Source organism: Kineosporia babensis (assembly GCF_021129305.1).
GTDB lineage: Bacteria > Actinomycetota > Actinomycetes > Actinomycetales > Kineosporiaceae > Kineosporia > Kineosporia babensis.
The window spans coordinates 158,464-176,739 of the sequence record NZ_JAJOMB010000017.1; the positions used below are offsets into that span (position 1 = coordinate 158,464).

An 18,276-nucleotide genomic window follows, 5' to 3' on the forward strand; every position below is an offset into this window, starting at 1 on the left:
GCATCACCGGCACGACACTCCGCAACCCCCGCGACACCACGCGTACCGGCCTCCGCACGAAAGGATGAGACCGTGAACCACCGATCTTCGCGTCGCCCCTGGCTCGCCGCCCTCTCGCTGGGCGCGGTCGTCGCCCTGAGCGCCTGCGGCGGCAGCTCCTCCGACGGGTCGGTGACCCCGCAGGACGCCACCGCGGACCCGGGCGCCCAGACCGCCGAGGGCACCGAGCTGAGCATCGAGGTGACCGACGGCGAGAGCACCACCTGGCAACTGTCCTGTGATCCGGCCGGCGGCGACCACCCCGATGCCAAGGCCGCCTGCGCCGCGCTGGCCGAGCACGGCGCCAAGGCGCTGCCGGCCACCGGCCCGGACACCGTGTGCACGCAGATCTTCGGGGGCGAGCAGACCGCAGTTGTCACCGGCTCGTGGCAAGGGAGGGCGGTCGAGGCGACCTTCAGCCGCCAGGACGGCTGTGAGATCTCCCGCTGGGACGCCCTCGCCCCGCTGCTGCCGAAGGTCTCCGCCGAGAGCGCCCAGTAGCCCGTCCGGATCGCGAGCTCGCCTGGTACGCCGGGGAGAACGACGCCCCCGTGAGGCACCGGTGATCGGTGTGAAGATCGCAAAACCGGTGTGCATCAGACGAAACCGCACACAAGACGTCCGAAAGGGGTGTTTTCCAGCCGCTTCCCAGGGCTTATGGTGGCGCTCACAACTGGGGGGTTGTTCGGATCTGCCGGGTCCGGGGGCGACTGCTCAGGCGTCGGCCGGCACGCTCGTGCCCGCCGGATCCCGATCAAGTGGGGGCACCATGACCAGGTCCCGTGCGGCCTGTGGGTTCATCACGACCGCGGCCGTCTCAGGTCTGCTCGTCGCACTTCCCGCAACATCCTCGTCCGCGGCGGCAACGGACTGCCCGACGGTGTTCCCCACCGCCGACGCGGTCGACGGAGTCACCGGCACCGGCTACACGGTCGAGCGCGGCACCACCGCCGACGAGTTCAGCGCCAAGGTGCTCGGCCGGATCACCGACGGGATCGCTCCTGGGGTGGACATGATCATGGCCGAACTGGACTCCCCGGCGCTTGAGCGGGCAGGCGGGGTCTGGGGCGGGATGTCCGGCTCGCCGGTGTACGCCGCGGACGGCAAGCTGATCGGCTCGGTCTCCTACGGTCTGGCGGCATCCTCCAAGATCGCCGGCATCACCCCGGCCGAGGACCTGATGGCCCTGCGCGACAGCAGCACTGGGAGGCCCACGATCTCGGTCTCGCAGCAGAAGGCGGCCCGGATCGCCAAGACCGGTGAGGCCTCGAAGACGCTGGCGGCCAAGGGATTCGAGCGACTGCCGGTGCCGGTGAGCGCCTCCGGCATCGCCAAGAAGAACACCAAGCGCTACCTCAGCGGGATCGCCAAGAGCAGCGGCCTGGCGGTACGCAGCGGCGGCTCGAAGATCAGCACCAAGGCCGAGTCCTCGCCCAGCGAGATCTTCGCCGGGTCCAACTACACGGCCGCCCTCTCGTACGGTGACGTCTCGCTGACCGGCCTGGGCACCACCACCTACGTCTGCGACGGCACCGCGGTCGCCTTCGGCCACCCGTTCCTCTCGGCCGGCCGGGCCGAGTTCTCGGTGCACCCGGCCACCGCGGTGTACGTGCAGGCCGACCCGGTGTTCGGGCCGTTCAAGGTGGGCAACCCCGGCGGCGTGGTCGGCACGGTCACCCGGGACAACACGGTCGGCCTGCGCAGCACCCTGGGTCAGGCCCCGAAGCACGACTTCCCGATCACCACCTCGCTGGTCAACGAGGAGGGCAAGACGGTCAAGGGGAGCACCGTGGGGGTGTACCAGGCCTACGTCGCCGACATCGCCGCGCTGCACCTGCAGAGCGCGGTGATCAAGGCGAACGGCGCCCAGGGGGCCGGTTCGGCCGAGGTGAAGATCACCGTCACCGGCACCCGGGCCGGCGGCAAGAAGTTCTCGCTCAGCCACAGCGACCACTTCGCCGACTCGCTGGACGTCAGCTACCCCACCGCCGACAGCCTCTACTTCCTGCTGCTGCCGCTGGTGGAGCAGTCGTTCGAGGACGTGAAGATCACCGGGGTGAAGATCACCGGCAAGGTCACCACCGACATCGAGAAGTACCGGGTGGCCAAGGTGGAGACCAAGAAGAAGGGCAAGTGGGTGAAGCTGACGAGCACGCAGAGCGTCTCGTCCGGGGCGACGATCCCGCTGCGCGCCACCCTGACCGCCTACCGCAGCACCAAGCAGGTCACCGTGCCGCTCACCGTGCGGGTGCCGAAGAAGAGCAGCGGATACACCGGCGCGCTGACGATTTCGGACGGCCTCAGTGCCCTGCCGGCCACCCGGGAACCGAACTCGCTGAACGGTCTGCTGAACCAACTGCGCAACACTCCCTCCAGTGATTCGGTGATCAGCCAGGTCGACCTGGACACCCCGACCGGCGGCGTACTCAGCAGCACCCGGAAGACGAAACTGGACGCGGCGGTGAGCCCGTACCTGAAGCTCGCCTCGATCACGGTGAAGTAGCGCCTAGCACGAAAAGGGCTCCCGTTCCGGCAGAACGGGAGCCCTTTTCGTTTGTCCCCATCAGAATCAGCATTTACCACAGGTCCCCAGCCGCCGGGCCACAACGCCCCCATGTTCACCTTCTGGTTGCGCGTCCGTGCGCAAAACCCGTAACACGCAATTAAAACAACCGTCACGACACCGAAAGCTACCCACCAATAACACTTTCCGAAGCCCTATGGTGAACCCGCACCCGAAGAACCCGAACCGGATACCACCGGGCGGATCTCGGGCCTGTCTGCCGGTCACACATCCGTGCCGGCAGCTCGGACAAGTGAGTGGGGGCTCAATGTCCAGAACTCGTACGGCAAGTGCCATGGTCGCCGGAGTGGCCGTATCCGGTCTTCTGGTCGGCGTTCCGGCACTGAACTCCTCGGCCGCCAACAAGGCCGCGACCGCATGCCCGGAGGCGCTCCCGACGGACAAGGCCGTCGACGGGCTGAAGGGCACCGGCTACACGGTCGAAAAGGGCAACAAGGCCGACCCGTTCAGCGCCGTGGTGCTGGGCCGGATCACCGACGGCATCCAGCCGGGTACCGACATGATCATCGCTGACCTCGACTCGCCGGCCCTGACCCGGGCGGGCGGGGTGTGGAGCGGGATGTCCGGTTCCCCGGTCTACACCGCCGACAAGAAGCTGATCGGCTCGGTCTCGTACACCCTGATCGCCGGGAACACGAACATTGCCGGCATCACCCCGGCCGCCGACATGCTGGCCCTGCGCAACGACCCGTCGGAGAACGCCCGCCGGGCCGGGTCGGGCACCGAGGCGAACGAGAAGGTGGCGGTCTCGGCCGCGCTCGCCGCCCGGATCGCCAAGACCGGCGAGGCCACCAGTGCCGAGGCCCTGAAGGGTTTCCGGACGGTCTCCACTCCGCTCAGCGTCACCGGAGTGGCCAAGACCAAGAAGGAGAACAAGTTCCTCAAGCAGCTCGAGGACAAGAGCGGCGTGCCGGTCAAGACCAGCACCGGCTCGAGCGCGGGCACCAAGGCCGACTCCTCGCCCAACGAGATCTTCGCCGGCTCGAACTACGTGGCGGCGATGTCCTACGGCGACATCACCGCGGGCGGGGTCGGCACCACCACGTTCGTCTGCGACGACACCGCGGTCGCGTGGGGTCACCCGTTCCTGTCCAACGGCCCGGTCGGCTACAGCATGCACCCGGCCCAGGCCCTGTTCATCCAGCCGGACCCGTCGTTCAGCGCGTTCAAGGTGGCCAACCCGGGCGGAGTGGTCGGCACCGTCACCTGGGACGGCACGGTGGGCCTGCGTGGCACCCTGGGAGAGAAGCCGGACTACCAGATCCCGGTCACCACGTCGCTGACCAACGACGCCGGTAAGAAGTTCTCGGGCAAGACGGTCTCGCTGTACGAGCCGTTCACCGCCGACTTCGCCGCTCTGCACGTACAGTCGGCCGTGATCAAGGCGCTGGGCGCCCAGTCGGCCGGCTCCTCCGAGGTGAAGATCACCATCAAGGGCACCCGGGCGGACGGCGAGAAGTTCAAGATCACCCACGAGAACTACTTCGCCGACACCTACGACGTCAGCTACCCGACCGCCGACAAGGTCTGGTCGCTGGTGTACCCGCTGGTGAGCCAGCCGTACGAGGACCTGAAGATCACCGGGATCGACGTCAGCGGTGAGGTCTCGACCAAGATCAACCAGTTCAGCGTGAACAAGGTGGAGACCAAGGAAGGCAAGACGTGGGTACCCCTGAAGGACGTGGAGGTCTCGCCCGGCGCAACTCTGCCGGTGCGGGCCACGCTCAAGGGTTACCGCAGCTCTGACGAGAAGCGCACGCTGAACCTCAACCTCACGGTGCCGGAGGAGAGCACCAGCGGTTCCTCCGGCTGGCTGAGCGTCCAGGCCGGGGACAGCGACTGGTACTACGACGAGCAGAAGGCCGCAGAGGAGGGCGAGGACCCGGACGCCCTCGACGAGCTGATCGAGGAGCTCAACAACCTGCCGGCCGGTAACTCGGTGAGCAGCCAGCTCACCCTCTACAGCGAAGACGGCGAAGGGGAACCGCTGACCACCAGCCGCACCAAGGAAGTGGACGGCGCGGTCGCCTGGTACTACAACGAGTTCTCGGTCTCGGTGAAGTAACCGCCCAAAGCCGAAGCCCTCGTCCCGCGTTGCGGACGAGGGCTTCGGCGCGTCTGAGCCCTATTTCAGCAGGCGCGACATCCGGCGGTCGGCCAGCACCTTGCCGCCGGTCTGGCAGGTGGCGCAGTACTGCAGCGAGGAGTCGGCGAACGAGACCTCGCGCACCACATCGCCGCAGACCGGGCACTCCTGGCCGGTGCGGGCGTGCACCGCCAGACCGGCCCGCTTGGCGTCCTTCAGCTCCTTGGCCGGCTTGCCCGCGGCCGCCGCGACAGCCGTGCGCAGGGTGTTCTGCAGCGCCTCGTACAGGGTGCGGACCTGGTCCGGGTCGAGCTTGGCGGCCAGCGCGAACGGCGACATCCGGGCCGCGTGCAGCACCTCGTCGCTGTAGGCGTTACCCACGCCGGCGATCGTGCTCTGGTCCCGCAGCAGGCCCTTGATCTGCGCCCGCTGGCCCTTGAGGATCCCGGCGAAGACCTCCAGGGTGAAGGCCTCGGCCAGCGGATCGGGTCCCAGAGTGGCGATGCCGGGCACCTCGGACGGGTTCCGGGCCAGGTAGATCGCCAGCCGTTTCTTGGTGCCGGCCTCGGTCAGGTCGAAGCCGGGGGTGGACTCGTCGTCCGGGTCCTCGAGGTTCGGGGTGAAGCGCACGCGCAGGGCCAGCGGGCTCTTGCCCGGCTTGAGCACGGTCTTCACCGCGGTGTCGTTCCAGCGCAGCCAGCCGCCCCGGGCCAGGTGGAAGATCAGGTGCAGGCCGTCCACGTCCAGGTCGATGAACTTGCCGTGCCGATGCACTCCGGTCACGCTCAGGCCGCTCAGGGCGGTAGGCGGCGGGTCGTAGGTCTTCAGCGCGCTGATCGCCCCGATTTCGACGCTGTCCACCGCCCGCCCCACCAGACGCTCACGCAGGAATCCGGTCAGGGCCTCGACCTCGGGCAGCTCAGGCACGCTACCCAGGATGCCCCGCCACCCACTGCCTTGTCAGTGATCGGTGCCCAGACGCGTCCGTAAGCAGTAGAACCAAAGGCGCCCGTAGACGTCCGCAAGCAGTAGGACCCAGGCGCCCCGAAGCGTCCGTGAGGCCCTAGATGAGAGGGCTCTCATCTTTCTCTCATCAGCTCTCCTACGGGCTCCGGCAGGGTAAGTGCCATGGGACGACGGAACGTGCTGATCACCGCCGCGCTGCTGGGCGCGGGCGGACTTGCCGTGTTCGTGTTCGCCGCTGCGGCCTCCGGCGACACCACCGACCTGGATGCCGAAATCGGCCCGGCCGTGGTCGCCAGCGTGGAGGCCACCGACCCGGCGGCGAACATCAATGCCACCCCCGAACCGAACGCAACCGGCACCCAGACCGGCTCACCGGCGACCACCCCGGCGACCCCCACACCGACCGCGGACAAGGTGGTCAAGAAGGTGGACCCGCCGGCACCGAAGAAGGTCGGGGACGACGATGACGATGATGACGACGACGATGATGACAGCGACGACGACGATGACGACGACAGCGATGACGACTGACAATGACCGGAACCACGCAACCACTGCCCGCCGGCCGTAGCGGGCGCTTCCGGCGGCCCGCGGTCGGGGTACGCACCCTGATCCTGGCCACCGTCCTGCTGCTGGCCGCGCTCGGGATGTTCCTGGCCGGCAGCAGCATCGTGATCATGCAGCGCAACAGCCTCGACGAACGGCTCAACGCCTCGCTGCGGGGTGAGGTCGAGGAGTTCACCGCGATCGCCAAGCAGCCCGACCCGGCCACCGGCCGGCCGTACGCCTCGGTGGAGGACCTGCTGGCCTCGGCCACCCAGAAGCAGGCCCCCGACCGCGACGAGGCCTTCCTGGCCCTGCTCGACGACGGCCAGACCGGCTACAAGCCCAACTTCGACCAGTTCATCAACCTGGAGACGGAGCAGGCGGTGATCGGCGCGGTGAGTGCGCTGCCGGCCGACGCGCCCACCCGGATGCGGGAGGTCACCACCACATCCGGCGAACGGATCCGGTACGTCGCGATCAAGGTCCGGGTGCCCGGCGACCCGCGGGTCGGCAACTACGTGATCGCCCAGGGCCTGGACCGCAACGCCAAGCAGATCTCCGAGATCGCCACCCGCTTCGCCCTGGTCTCCCTGCTTTCCCTGGTGGTGGTCGGCGCGGTCGGCTGGATCGTGGCCGGCCGGCTGCTGGCCCCGCTGCGGCAGCTACGAGCCACCGCCGAGCAGATCTCGCACGCCGACTTCACCGAGCGGATCGAGGTCACCGGCTCCGACGACGTCAGCGAGATGGCGAGGACGTTCAACCGGATGCTGGACCGGCTGGAGCACGCCTTCCGGGCCCAGCAGGAGTTCCTGGACGACGCCGGGCACGAGCTGAAGACGCCGATCACGATCATCCGGGGGCACCTGGAGCTGATGGCGGCGGACGACGCGGCCGACGTGGAGGAGACCCGCGCCCTGGTGATGGACGAGCTGGACCGGATGGCCCGGCTGGTGCAGGACCTGATCCTGCTGGCTCAGACCAAGCGCCCGGACTTCGTGCGCCGCGAGCCGGTGAAGGTGGCGGACCTGATGGCCGAGGTGCTGGACAAGGCCGTGGGTCTGGCCGACCGGGACTGGCGGCTGGACGAGCAGTCCCCGGTCTGGATCCACGCCGACCCCCAGCGGATCACCCAGGGTCTGCTGCAGCTGGCCCACAACGCGGTGAAGTACACGGCGCCCGGGCAGGTGATCGCCTTCGGCAGCCGCGCCGGGGCGGACGTGGTGCACCTGTCGGTGCGCGACACCGGTCCGGGAGTTTCGGCGGAGGACGCCGAGCGCATCTTCGAGCGGTTCGGTCGCGGTGCCGATGCCCGCCGGGTCGAGGGCTCCGGACTGGGCCTGTCCATCGTCGGGGCGATCGCCGCCGCCCATGAGGGGTCGGTCTCGCTCTCCTCCGCGCCCGGGGAGTCCGGCGCGATCTTCACCCTGAGCATTCCGCGGGCCGCGGTCCCCGCGTCCGCAACGACCGTGCCGATGGCGCAGGAGGTGCCGTGAACCGGATTCTGGTGGCGGAGGACGAGGACCGGATCGCCTCGTTCGTCTCGAAGGGGCTGCGGGCCGCCGGGTTCACCCCGACTGTGGTGGCCGACGGGATCAGCGCGCTGGACTACGCCTGTACGGGTGAGTTCGACCTGCTGGTGCTGGACATCGGCCTGCCCGGGCTGGACGGTTTCGAGGTGCTCAAGCGGCTGCGGGCCGGGCGCAGCGGCCTGCCGGTGATCATCCTGACCGCCCGGCAGTCGATCACCGACACGGTGGCCGGGCTGGAGGGCGGGGCGGACGACTACATGTCCAAGCCGTTCCGGTTCGAGGAGCTGCTGGCCCGGATCCGGCTGCGCCTGCGCGAGGACCCGCGCGAGCCGGAGGCCACCGTGCTCACCCACGGTGCGCTGGCGCTGGATCTGCGCAGCCGCCGGGCCGCGGTGGAGGGCCGAACCGTGGAGTTGTCCGCGCGTGAGTTCGCCCTGGCCGAGACCTTCATCCGGCACCCGGGCCAGGTCCTGAGCCGGGAACAGCTGCTCAGCCACGTCTGGGGGTACGACTTCGACCCCGGCTCGAACGTGGTGGACGTGTACGTTCGGTACTTGCGCAAGAAGCTCGGCGCCCAGTGGTTCGAGACGGTGCGGGGCATGGGTTACCGGCTGGTGGAGGTGGCCTGAGATGGGCCTTGACATGCTCACCGGTCCCGATGCCGGCGAGTTGCTGGAGGCTGCGGTCTCGACCGCGGGCGGGCATCTGGAGGCCTGGCGGGTCACCCAGGTCGACCACCGGGGTGAGGGCACCACGGTCGCCTACCAGGCCACCGTGCAGTGGCCGACCGGGCGGACCGACGACGTGCTGGGCGCCAGTTCGCTGGCCGCGGACGACGAGGCCCCGCCGGGGGCGCTCACGCTGTCCGACGGCCAGAACCGGGTGTGTGTCTGGCGGCTGCCGGACGATCCGGGTCTGCCCGGGCTGAGTGCGGCGTTAGGGGCGGAGACTCTCTCGGCCCTGCTGCGCTCGTTCGGGCTGGATCCGGCCGGGCTGCGCACCGAGCTGGTCTCCTACCGGCCCAAGCGGCGCGCGGTGATCCGGGTGAGTTCAGCCGGTGGGATGCTGTACGCCAAGGTGCTGCCGCCCGAAGATGTCGAGGCGCTGCACCGGCGGCACGAGATGCTTTACAACGCCGGGGTTCCCGTGCCGCACAGCCTGGGCTGGACCGACGACGGGCTGCTGGTGCTGGAGAACCTGCCGGGAACCCCGTTGCGCCGGCGCCTGCTGCAGCCCGACGGCAAACTGCCCCAGCCCGACGACGTGATCTCGGTGCTCGAGCGTTTCCCACCCGGGGTGCTCGGGCTGAACCGGCGCCGGCCCTGGAGCCGCCGGGCCCCGCAGTACGCCCAGATGATCGGGCATTCGCTGCCCGCCGAGGCGGAACGTGCCCGCCAGCTCGCCGAGGTGATCGCATCGGCCCTGAAAGACGTTCCCCTGGGTAGCGATCCGACTCACGGCGACTTCTACGAGGCGCAGATGATGGTGGATTCCTCGGGCCGGATCGTGGGCCTGCTGGACGTGGACACCGTGGGCCCGGGCTCGCGGGTGGACGATCTGGCCTGTGCCCTGGCGCACTGTGAGGCTTTGGGCCTGAGTTCGTCGGCGCACGCCGAGCGGTCCTACGCCATGTCCCGCCTGTGGCAGCCGGTTTTCGAGGAACGAGTGGACGCCCGGCAGTTGCGTATGCGGGTCGCCGGGGTGCTGATGAGCCTGGCCACCGGCCCGCACCGGGTACAAAGGCCCGACTGGCCGGCCGCCACCGGGCGGATGCTGGACCGGATCGAGGACGTGCTGCAGGACGCGCCGCGACGCTGACCTGCCGCGGCGTGAAGGCATTGGATAACCTCCAGGCGGAGCGCCGCTGTCAGGAGGAGTCATGCCACACGACCGGGCCGGGTCGCCGGCCGAGCCGGAAGATCTGATCGACGTCGCACACGTCGTGACCAGTTACTACACCACCCAGCCGGATCCCGCCGAGGCCGCCCAGAAGGTCGCCTTCGGCACCTCCGGCCACCGCGGCAGCAGCCTGAACGGCTCGTTCAACGAGGCGCACATCGTCGCCACCACCCAGGCAATCGTCGAGTACCGCGCTGGTCAGGGCATCTCCGGGCCGTTGTTCATCGGCCGGGACACACATGCGCTGTCCGAGCCGGCCTGGGCCAGTGCCCTGGAGGTACTGGCCGCCAACGACGTGCGCACGCTGGTCGACGACCGGGACGGGTACACGCCCACCCCCGCCGTGTCGCACGCCATCTTGACCTACAACCGCGGGCGCACCGAGGGCCTGGCGGACGGCATCGTGGTCACCCCGTCCCACAACCCGCCCGCCGACGGTGGTTTCAAGTACAACCCGCCGCACGGTGGCCCGGCCGACACCGACGCCACCGGCTGGATCGCCCGCCGCGCCAACGAGCTGCTGGCCGCGAATCTGGCTGGAGTCAAGCGGATTCCGTTCGACCGGGCCCGGGCCGCGGTGTCCGGGTACGACTTCCTCGGCACCTACGTGGACGACCTGCCGAGCATCCTGGACCTGGACGCGATCCGGGAGAACGGCCTGCGGATCGGCGCCGACCCGCTGGGTGGGGCGGCGGTGGCCTACTGGGGCGAGATCGCCGAGCGCCACCGGCTCAACCTGGAGGTGGTCAACCCGCTGGTCGACTCCACCTTCCGGTTCATGACGCTGGACTGGGACGGCAAGATCCGGATGGACTGCTCCTCGCCCTCGGCGATGGCCTCGCTGATCGGCGCCAAGGACCGGTACGCGATCGCCACCGGCAACGACGCCGACTCCGACCGGCACGGCATCGTCACGCCGGACGGCGGGCTGATGAATCCCAACCACTACCTCGCGGTGGCGATCAACTACCTGTACGCCTCGCGCCCGGGCTGGGCCCCGGACGCCGGGATCGGCAAGACCCTGGTCTCCTCCTCGATGATCGACCGGGTGGCCGCCGACCTGGGCCGCAAGCTCGTCGAGGTGCCGGTCGGCTTCAAGTGGTTCGTGCCCGGCCTGCTCGACGGCTCGGTCGGCTTCGGCGGCGAGGAGTCGGCCGGGGCCTCGTTCCTGCGTAAGGACGGCTCGGTCTGGACCACCGACAAGGACGGCATCCTGCTGGCCCTGCTGGCCTCCGAGATCACCGTGAACACCGGCCGCACACCGAGCCAGTTGTACGCCGACCTGGTGGCCAAGCACGGTGACCCGGTGTATGCGCGGATTGACGCTCCGGCCACCCGGGAACAGAAGGCCGTTCTAGCGAAGTTGTCCCCAGAGCAGGTCAGCGCCACCGAACTGGCCGGCGAACCGATCACGGCGACGCTCACCGCGGCGCCGGGCAACGGAGCCTCGATCGGCGGGCTCAAGGTCACCACCGAGAGCGCCTGGTTCGCCGCCCGGCCGTCCGGGACCGAGGACGTGTACAAGATCTACGCCGAGTCCTACCGCGGTCCCGATCACCTGGCTCAGGTGCAGCAGGCAGCGAAAGACCTGGTGTCCGCCGTTCTTTGAGCTAGAAAGCACGGGATGAACAGATGACTGTGACGCCTGTCCTGTCCACTTCCGCCGTTGCCCCGGTGGTGTCGCTGGTCCGTGGGGCCCAGGCCCACCGGGCGGCGGTCGAGCGATTGCTGTCCTCGTACCGGGCGATCCCGGCCGGGCAGCGGGTACGGCTGGCCAAACGCACGTCGAACCTGTTCCGCAACCGTGCTCCGGTCACCTCGCCCGGGCTGGACGTGTCCGGCCTGGACGGGGTGATCTCGATCGACCCGGCGGCCCGCACCGCCGATGTCCAGGCGATGTGCACCTACGAGACGCTGGTCGCCACCACGCTGCCCTACGGCCTGATCCCGCTGGTGGTGCCCCAGCTCAAGACGATCACCCTGGGCGGGGCGGTGACCGGGCTGGGGATCGAGTCCAGCTCGTTCCGCAACGGCCTGCCGCACGAGTCGGTGCTGGAGATGGACATCCTCACCGGCGACGGTGAACTGGTCACGGTCCGGCCCCCGGACGAGCTGTTCCGCGGGTTCCCCAACTCCTACGGCACGCTCGGCTACGCCACCCGGCTGCGGATCGAGCTCGAGCCGGTCCGGCCCGCGGTCGATCTGCGGCACGTGCGCTTCGACGATCTGCACAAGCTGACCCAGGCGATCGAGACGATCAGCACCGGTGGCGGCGACGTGGACTTTCTCGACGGCGTGGTGTTCTCCGCCACCGAGAGCTACCTCACTCTGGGCACTTACACCGACGACCTGAGCGGCCTGAGCGACTACACCGGTGCCGAGCCCTACTACCGCTCGATCCAGCGGCGGCAGCAGGACAAACTCACCGTTCACGACTACCTCTGGCGCTGGGACACCGACTGGTTCTGGTGCTCGGCCGCGTTCGGCGCGCAGAACCCGAAAGTGCGCAAGTACTGGCCGGCCCGGTACCGGCGCAGCGACGTCTTCCACAAGCTGGTCGGGCTGGAGACCAAGTACGGGTTCGTCTCGCGGATCGACGCCTGGCGGGGTAAGCCCGCGCGCGAGCGGGTGATTCAGGACGTCGAGCTGCCGGTCGGGCGCACCGCCGAGTTCCTCGAGTGGTACCTGGAGCACGTCCCGATGACTCCGGTCTGGCTCTGCCCGCTGCGGCTGCGTGATTCCGGCAACAGTCTGCCGGCCGACTCGAAACCCTGGTCGCTCTACCCGCTCCGGAGCGGGCACACGTACGTGAACGCCGGTTTCTGGGGCACCGTGGCGATCGAGCCGGGCCGTCGTGACGGCGACAAGAACCGTGAAATTGAGGACGCAGTGGCTGGTTTCGGGGGTCACAAGTCTTTGTACTCGGACGCCTACTACGACGAGGCGACGTTTTGGGCGGCTTATGGCGGTAACGACTATCCCGCGTTGAAGGCCAAGTACGACGGCGAGGGGCGACTTCTGGACCTCTACGCCAAAACGGTGGGACGACACTGAAGTTACGACTTGTGCTTAAGGCAACTAATAGCTCAATCTAAGAGGGTCCGCTGTCACGCAAAGTGATTCGGGCTTGGTCGCGCGACGGTCCTTTTGTCGGCTTACGATTCAATCGTCGCGCGAGATTCGTCACGAGGAGATGAGTTGAGCCTCACCACAATCCTGGGCCGTACCGTCGATGACGCCCAGACCCCCCTCTTACTGGCCGAAATCCTCGATCTGCTCCTCGCGGAGCCCTCACCTGTGCGCTTCACCGCGTACGACGGCAGTTCGACCGGCCGGGCCGACGCCGAGATCACCGTCAGCCTGAACACTCCCCGTGCCGCCGCCTATCTGGCCACTGCCCCGGGTTCGCTCGGGCTGGCCCGGGCCTACGTCACCGGCGAACTCCAGGTCACCGGCGTTCACCCCGGAAATCCCTACGCTCTGTTAGTAGCCATGGATCAGCTGAAGTGGCGCCGCCCCGACGTGCGCACCACTATGCGGATCGCCCGCAGCCTGGGCATGAAGCGTCTGGTCCCGCCACCGCCCCCTCCGCAGGAGACGCTGCCCGACTGGCGGCGTGCCCTGGAAGGCCTGCGGCACTCCAAGATTCGCGATGCCGAGGCGATCCACCACCACTACGACGTCTCCAACACCTTCTACGAGATGTTGCTCGGCCCCTCGATGACATACACCTGCGCGGTCTACCCGAACGAGCAGGCCACGCTCGAGGAGGCCCAGTACAACAAGTACGACCTGATCGCCCGCAAGCTCGACCTCAAGCCCGGGATGCGGCTGCTGGACGTGGGCTGCGGCTGGGGCGGGATGGTCCGGCACGCGGCCGAGCACTACGGCGTGAAGGCGCTGGGGGTCACCCTTTCGGCCGAACAGGCCGAGTGGGCCCAGCAGGAGATCAAGCGCCAGGGGCTGGAAGACCTGGCCGAGGTGCGGTTCGGCGACTACCGCGACGTGATCGAGGGCGACTTCGACGCGGTCAGCTCGATCGGCCTCACCGAGCACATCGGGGTGCGCAACTACCCGTCCTACTTCGAGTTCCTGCGGGAGAAGCTGCGTCCGGGCGGGCGGCTGCTGAACCACTCCATCGCCCGGCCCGACAACATCCACCGGGCCCGGGTCAAGGGTGGCTTCATCGACCGGTACATCTTCCCGGACGGTGAGCTGACCGGCGCCGGCAGCGTGATCGTCGCGCTGCAGAACGCCGGGCTGGAGATGCGGCACGAGGAGAACCTGCGCGAGCACTACGCCCGCACGTGTGCCGCCTGGGCCGAGAACCTGATGGCCAACTGGGACGCGGCGGTCGCCGAGGTGGGTGAGGCGACGGCCAAGATCTGGGGCATGTACCTGGCCGGCTGCAGCAACGGCTTCGGCAAGCGGCAGATCGAGCTGCACCAGATCCTCGCGGTGCGGCCGGACGAACGAGGCCACTCGCAGTACCCGCTGCGGCACACCTTCGGAGTCTGATCCCGGGCGGGCAGGGCGTGGATCGGCAGTAACCGCGCCCTGCTTCGCTTCTGCTCCACCCGGGTGAACCTCCGACGCTGAGTGACCCTCGCGGTAACTCGTTCGGCCCTCCCCGGCCTCAGCGCCCGCCCGGCCCGGCCGATGGAGCCCACAAGCGCTTCACCCCAAGAACCGGACGGCCGCCGATTCGGCCCGGAAACGGAGCTCCCGTGCACGTGGCCCGCCAGGCGATCAACGACGCCACCGGCCACCTCTACGGTTACGAGCTGCTCTTCCGCGGTACGGCGGGGGCCACCACGGCAGACCTCGACACCGACGGGGCCACCACCCAGACCATCCTGGCCGCCTTCGCCGAGTTCGGAGCAGCCGAACTGCTGGGCGGTAAGCCCGGTTTCATCAACCTCACCCGGAGCTTCCTGACCGGGGCGCTGCCGCTGCCGTTCCCGCCCGAGGCCGCAGTGCTGGAGATCGTCGAGACCATCGAGATCGACCCCGAGGTGGTGTTCGGCGCACTGCAGCTGTCCGCCCAGGGTTACCGCCTGGCCCTGGACGACTTCGTCTGGTCGCCGCAGGCCGAGCCGCTGCTCGCCGTCGCCGACATCGTCAAGGTCGACGTCCTGGCCATGAGCTGGGAAGACGTGCTGTTCACGGTGGAGAAGTGCCGGCCCCACAACGTCCGGCTGCTGGCCGAGAAGGTGGAGGACCGGGAGGTCTACGAGCGCTGCATCGCGGTCGGCTTCGAGCTGTTCCAGGGCTACTACCTGCACCGGCCGGAAACCCTGTCGATCGAGACGCTCTCGCCCGGGCAGCAGCTGGCGCTGCAGCTGATCGGGCGACTCGGCGATCCGGAGACGACGACCGAGGAGATCGAGCGCACGGTCCGGCTCGACCCGGCGCTGGTCTACCGGCTGCTGCGGATCGCGAACTCGGCCGCCTCGAGCTCCAGCCGGCAGGTCTCCTCGATCCGCGACGCGCTGGTGATGGTCGGCCTGAGCCGGCTGCGCGGCTGGCTGATTCTGCTTTCGCTGGCCCCGGACGCCAGCAGCGAGAGCCGGATGGTGCGGGCGCTGACCCGAGCTCGTACTTGTGAGCGGGTGGCCACCATCAGCCGGGTCGCCGCTCCGGACACGGCCTTCACCGCCGGACTCCTCGACGGTATTGCCGAGGGTCTGGGCCTGCCTGCCTCCGACCTGCTGGAGCGGATGCCCACGCTGACCCCGGAGCTGTCGGCCGCGCTCACCGGTGACGTGAGCCACCCCCTGCGCCGGCTGCTGACTTCGGTGCGGGCCTACGAGCACGAGGACCTGGAAGAGGCCGAGCGCGGGCCGGTGCCCCTGCGAGTGATGGCCGAGGCCTACCTGCAGGCGCTGGCCTGGACCACCGAGACCACCCGGGCCACCGACAGTGCTGGGCACCTGGCCACTCAGTAGACCGCTCTGGTTCAGGCGAGCTGAGCGCCGAACGTCTGAGTCCACCAGATGCGTCCGTCGTCGGCCTTGACCGCCGCGACCCCGATGTCCTTGAACGAGCAGTTCAGGATGTTCTTGCGGTGCCCTTCGCTGTTCATCCACAGCTTCATCACGCCGGCCGCTGCATCGCTGCCGGAGTTGTCGGCAATGTTCTCGCCGATGCTGCTCCAGCCGGAGTAGCCGGCCGCCGTGAGCCGGATGCCCAGAGCGCTCTCGCCCGAGAGCTGGTGCGACATCCGGTTGGCGGCCTGCATCTTCTTTGAGTGCGTCCGTGCAGCCAGGCCGAGCTTGGCGTTGCGCTCCAGGGGCTCGCAGTCGGCCTTCTCGCGCTCTGCGTTGACCAGTTCGATCACCTTGGACTCCAGCGCCAGGTCACTGCTGGCGCCGGAAGCAGAGGACGTAGTGGTCGCCTTGGGTGTGTCAGTAGCAGCTGTGTCGGTGGCCGCCGTATCGCTGGTTGGCGCTGTGCCTGAGGGCGCGGTGCCGGTGGGCGTCCCCGATTCTCCGGTCTTCCCAGGCCCTTCGGATTCTCCAGGCCGTTGCGACCCTTCTGAGTCCTCCGGCTCCTCGACCGACGAGTCGCCGGTGGGTGCTTCCGGCCGAGTGCTCGAACCGTCGTCCGACCCGACCCCATCCGACCCCTGGCCCGGCTCACCTGACGCCTCGTCCGCCCCCTGGCCCTGCTCCTGACCGGCTTCGCCGTCGCCCCCGTTCCCCGACCCGGCACCGGTCCCGTTGCCCGACCCGTTACCTGACTGGCCGTCAGTCCCGTTGCCTACCTCGCTGTGAGCGCCGCCGTTGCCCGACTCGCCGTCAGCACCATCCGACTCGTGCGCAGTCCCGTTGCCTGACTCAGTCCCACCGCCCGACCCGGTACCAGCCCCGCCGCCCGCCTCGCTGTCAGCCCTGTTCCCCGACTCGCCGTCAGCCCCGCCGGGCTCGTTGCCTGTCCCGTTGCCTGACTCGCCATCAGCCCCGCTCCCCGACTCGCCACCACTCCCCGGCCGGCCCGGGCCGGTCGGCGAGTTGCCCGGTTGCGTCGGCCGGGTGGTCGGGTCGGCCGGCTTGGTGGTCGGGTCGGCCGGGTCCGCGGCCCCGGTGGCCGCCGGGTCCGCCGAATCGGCCGTTCCGCCGCTGGACGAGCCCGGGACCCCGCTCCCGATCTCGCCGTTCGGCTGCTGCTTCTGGTCTTCACGAGCCTGATCCGCCTCTGCCTCGGCTTCTGCATCGGGCCGGGTATCACTGGACGGCTCGCCGAGCGAGGCGAAAGCCCCGGTCATCAGCGGCGTGGGAGTGCCCTGGTCCCGATTCAGGAAACCGCCTGAGGCCCAGATGGCACCGCTGCCACCGACGACGACTGCGGTGACCGCGCCGATCAGCAGCGGGCGGAACTTCTGATGACGGATCAGGGACATGACCAGGAGTTTTAGCACGTTTGCCAGTTAAGGCGTTGTCATATTGTTACCTGGCAAATGCTGTCTCGAGCGCGGTCGGGGGGTACGGATCAGCAGGCGACGGGTCGGGATTGGTCAAGCCTTGGCCTGCTGTCGGTTAACTGACGCTCGGAACATTCCCGGGAAATCCGTCGTCTTTAGGTATGCAGTGCACGAGCGGTGCCCGAACGTCTCCGAACGCGTCAGCCGATCACGGACGATGGGAACTTCCGATGAAGGCCGCACTCCGTGACCGTTACGGACCACCCGAAGTGGTCCGGCTCACCGAGATCCCGAAACCCGCGGTGGGGCCGGGGCAGATCATGATCAAGGTCTACGCCACCACGGTCAACCGCACCGACTGCGCACTACGAGCCGGTAAGCCTTTCCTCTGGCGCCTGCTGACCGGCCTGATCCGCCCTCGGCTGCGCATCGCCGGGTGCGAATACGCCGGCGAGGTGGAAGCCCTGGGCCCGGGTGTTTCTCGCTTCAGCCCGGGAGACAATGTCTTTGGCTTCAACGACGCAAGCTTCGGCGCCCACGCCGAGTACCTGACGGTGAAGGAGAAGAGCCCAATAGCCCTCCTGCCCGTAGGTTTCGGCTTCGAACAGGCGGTGGCCGGTACCGAGGGAGCGCACTACGCCCAGACCATGATTCGCGGGGCCCGGATCGAGCCTGGGCAAGAAGTGCTGGTCTACGGAGCGACCGGAGCCATCGGTTCGGCCGCGGTACAGCTTCTGCACGGGCAAGGTGCTCGGGTGAGCGCCGTCTGCGACACGGAAAACCTGGATCTGGTGCGAAGCCTCGGCGCCGACAGGCTGATCGACCGGGCCAAAGGCGAGTTCGAGACCCACCAAGGTCAGTACCACGCGGTGCTCGACGCGGTCGGCAAGAGCACATTCGGGCAGTGCCGCCGACTACTGCGGCCGGGCGGCGTCTACATCTCGGCAGACGTGGGCCCTTACTGGCAGAACCTTCCGCTGGCCCTGATCACCCCGATGTTGAGGAAACGCCACGTACGCTTCCCGATCCCTACAGCCAACTCAGAGATGGCCGAGGAATTCCAGAACCTCATGCAGCAAGGAATCTTTCGGCCGGTGATCGACCGAACCTACTCCCTGGACGAGATCGTAGAAGCACATCGCTACGTGGACAGCGGCCGCAAAGTCGGGAACGTGGTCATCACCGTCCGGCCATCGTGACCGCT

Annotated in this window: 14 protein-coding genes; 12 read left to right on the forward strand and 2 right to left on the reverse strand. The window is 68.6% G+C overall.

Annotated features, from left to right (window positions below; genetic code table 11):
- Window positions 1-72 precede the first annotated feature (72 nt).
- From LR394_RS27435 to LR394_RS27445, 3 genes are all read left to right on the forward strand, one after another.
- Window positions 73-540 carry an SSI family serine proteinase inhibitor gene (locus LR394_RS27435; protein WP_231447354.1) on the forward strand — a complete coding sequence of 156 codons (468 nt, stop codon included), beginning with the start codon at window positions 73-75 and terminating at the stop codon, window positions 538-540.
- 268 nt (window positions 541-808) lie between these two features.
- Window positions 809-2,542 carry a SpoIVB peptidase S55 domain-containing protein gene (locus LR394_RS27440; RefSeq protein ID WP_231447356.1) on the forward strand — a complete coding sequence of 578 codons (1,734 nt, stop codon included), beginning with the start codon at window positions 809-811 and terminating at the stop codon, window positions 2,540-2,542.
- Between the two features lie 328 nt (window positions 2,543-2,870).
- Window positions 2,871-4,688: a SpoIVB peptidase S55 domain-containing protein gene (locus tag LR394_RS27445; RefSeq protein ID WP_231447358.1), complete on the forward strand. Its 1,818-nt coding sequence runs from the start codon at window positions 2,871-2,873 to the stop codon at window positions 4,686-4,688.
- 60 nt (window positions 4,689-4,748) lie between these two features.
- Here LR394_RS27445 and LR394_RS27450 read toward each other — a convergent pair whose 3' ends face one another.
- Window positions 4,749-5,636, reverse strand: coding sequence for a DNA-formamidopyrimidine glycosylase family protein (locus tag LR394_RS27450; protein ID WP_231447360.1), 888 nt, complete (start codon window positions 5,634-5,636; stop codon window positions 4,749-4,751).
- A 201-nt stretch (window positions 5,637-5,837) separates the two neighbouring features.
- Here LR394_RS27450 and LR394_RS27455 point away from each other — a divergent pair, with 201 nt between their 5' ends.
- From LR394_RS27455 to LR394_RS27495, 8 genes are all read left to right on the forward strand, one after another.
- Window positions 5,838-6,206, forward strand: a complete 369-nt coding sequence (locus LR394_RS27455) for a hypothetical protein (protein ID WP_231447362.1) — start codon at window positions 5,838-5,840, stop codon at window positions 6,204-6,206.
- Window positions 6,207-6,208: 2 nt separating this feature from the next.
- Complete coding sequence (locus LR394_RS42110) at window positions 6,209-7,714, forward strand: sensor histidine kinase (protein WP_269329858.1); 1,506 nt, start codon at window positions 6,209-6,211, stop codon at window positions 7,712-7,714.
- Entirely contained in the window at window positions 7,711-8,379 is a 669-nt protein-coding gene (locus LR394_RS27470) for a response regulator transcription factor (RefSeq protein WP_231447364.1), read from the forward strand. Before LR394_RS42110 ends, LR394_RS27470 begins: the two co-directional genes overlap by 4 nt.
- A 1-nt stretch (window position 8,380) precedes the next feature.
- Window positions 8,381-9,568 carry an aminoglycoside phosphotransferase family protein gene (locus LR394_RS27475; protein WP_231447366.1) on the forward strand — a complete coding sequence of 396 codons (1,188 nt, stop codon included), beginning with the start codon at window positions 8,381-8,383 and terminating at the stop codon, window positions 9,566-9,568.
- Between the two features lie 61 nt (window positions 9,569-9,629).
- Complete coding sequence (gene pgm, locus LR394_RS27480; RefSeq protein ID WP_231447368.1) at window positions 9,630-11,258, forward strand: phosphoglucomutase (alpha-D-glucose-1,6-bisphosphate-dependent); 1,629 nt, start codon at window positions 9,630-9,632, stop codon at window positions 11,256-11,258.
- 23 nt (window positions 11,259-11,281) lie between these two features.
- Entirely contained in the window at window positions 11,282-12,703 is a 1,422-nt protein-coding gene (locus tag LR394_RS27485; RefSeq protein ID WP_231447370.1) for an FAD-binding oxidoreductase, read from the forward strand.
- A 144-nt stretch (window positions 12,704-12,847) separates the two neighbouring features.
- Complete coding sequence (locus tag LR394_RS27490) at window positions 12,848-14,167, forward strand: class I SAM-dependent methyltransferase (protein WP_231447372.1); 1,320 nt, start codon at window positions 12,848-12,850, stop codon at window positions 14,165-14,167.
- Between the two features lie 209 nt (window positions 14,168-14,376).
- Window positions 14,377-15,597: an EAL and HDOD domain-containing protein gene (locus LR394_RS27495; protein WP_231447374.1), complete on the forward strand. Its 1,221-nt coding sequence runs from the start codon at window positions 14,377-14,379 to the stop codon at window positions 15,595-15,597.
- An 11-nt stretch (window positions 15,598-15,608) separates the two neighbouring features.
- Here the strand turns inward: LR394_RS27495 and LR394_RS27500 are convergent, their stop codons facing one another.
- Window positions 15,609-17,051 carry a CAP domain-containing protein gene (locus LR394_RS27500; protein WP_231447376.1) on the reverse strand — a complete coding sequence of 481 codons (1,443 nt, stop codon included), beginning with the start codon at window positions 17,049-17,051 and terminating at the stop codon, window positions 15,609-15,611.
- A gap of 251 nt (window positions 17,052-17,302) precedes the next feature.
- On the opposite strand from LR394_RS27500, the gene LR394_RS27505 reads away from it, so the two are divergent.
- Complete coding sequence (locus LR394_RS27505) at window positions 17,303-18,271, forward strand: NAD(P)-dependent alcohol dehydrogenase (RefSeq protein ID WP_231447378.1); 969 nt, start codon at window positions 17,303-17,305, stop codon at window positions 18,269-18,271.
- Window positions 18,272-18,276: the final 5 nt, after the last annotated feature.

Bases quoted from the DNA above. Each gene is read 5' to 3' on its own strand.
- LR394_RS27440 (WP_231447356.1), top strand. From the start codon at position 809: ATGACCAGGTCCCGTGCGGCCTGTGGGTTCATCACGACCGCGGCCGTC.
- LR394_RS27445 (WP_231447358.1), top strand. From the start codon at position 2,871: ATGTCCAGAACTCGTACGGCAAGTGCCATGGTCGCCGGAGTGGCCGTA.
- LR394_RS27455 (WP_231447362.1), top strand. From the start codon at position 5,838: ATGGGACGACGGAACGTGCTGATCACCGCCGCGCTGCTGGGCGCGGGC.
- LR394_RS42110 (WP_269329858.1), top strand. From the start codon at position 6,209: ATGACCGGAACCACGCAACCACTGCCCGCCGGCCGTAGCGGGCGCTTC.
- LR394_RS27475 (WP_231447366.1), top strand. From the start codon at position 8,381: ATGGGCCTTGACATGCTCACCGGTCCCGATGCCGGCGAGTTGCTGGAG.
- pgm (WP_231447368.1), top strand. From the start codon at position 9,630: ATGCCACACGACCGGGCCGGGTCGCCGGCCGAGCCGGAAGATCTGATC.
- LR394_RS27485 (WP_231447370.1), top strand. From the start codon at position 11,282: ATGACTGTGACGCCTGTCCTGTCCACTTCCGCCGTTGCCCCGGTGGTG.
- LR394_RS27500 (WP_231447376.1), bottom strand. From the start codon at position 17,051: ATGTCCCTGATCCGTCATCAGAAGTTCCGCCCGCTGCTGATCGGCGCG.
- LR394_RS27505 (WP_231447378.1), top strand. From the start codon at position 17,303: ATGAAGGCCGCACTCCGTGACCGTTACGGACCACCCGAAGTGGTCCGG.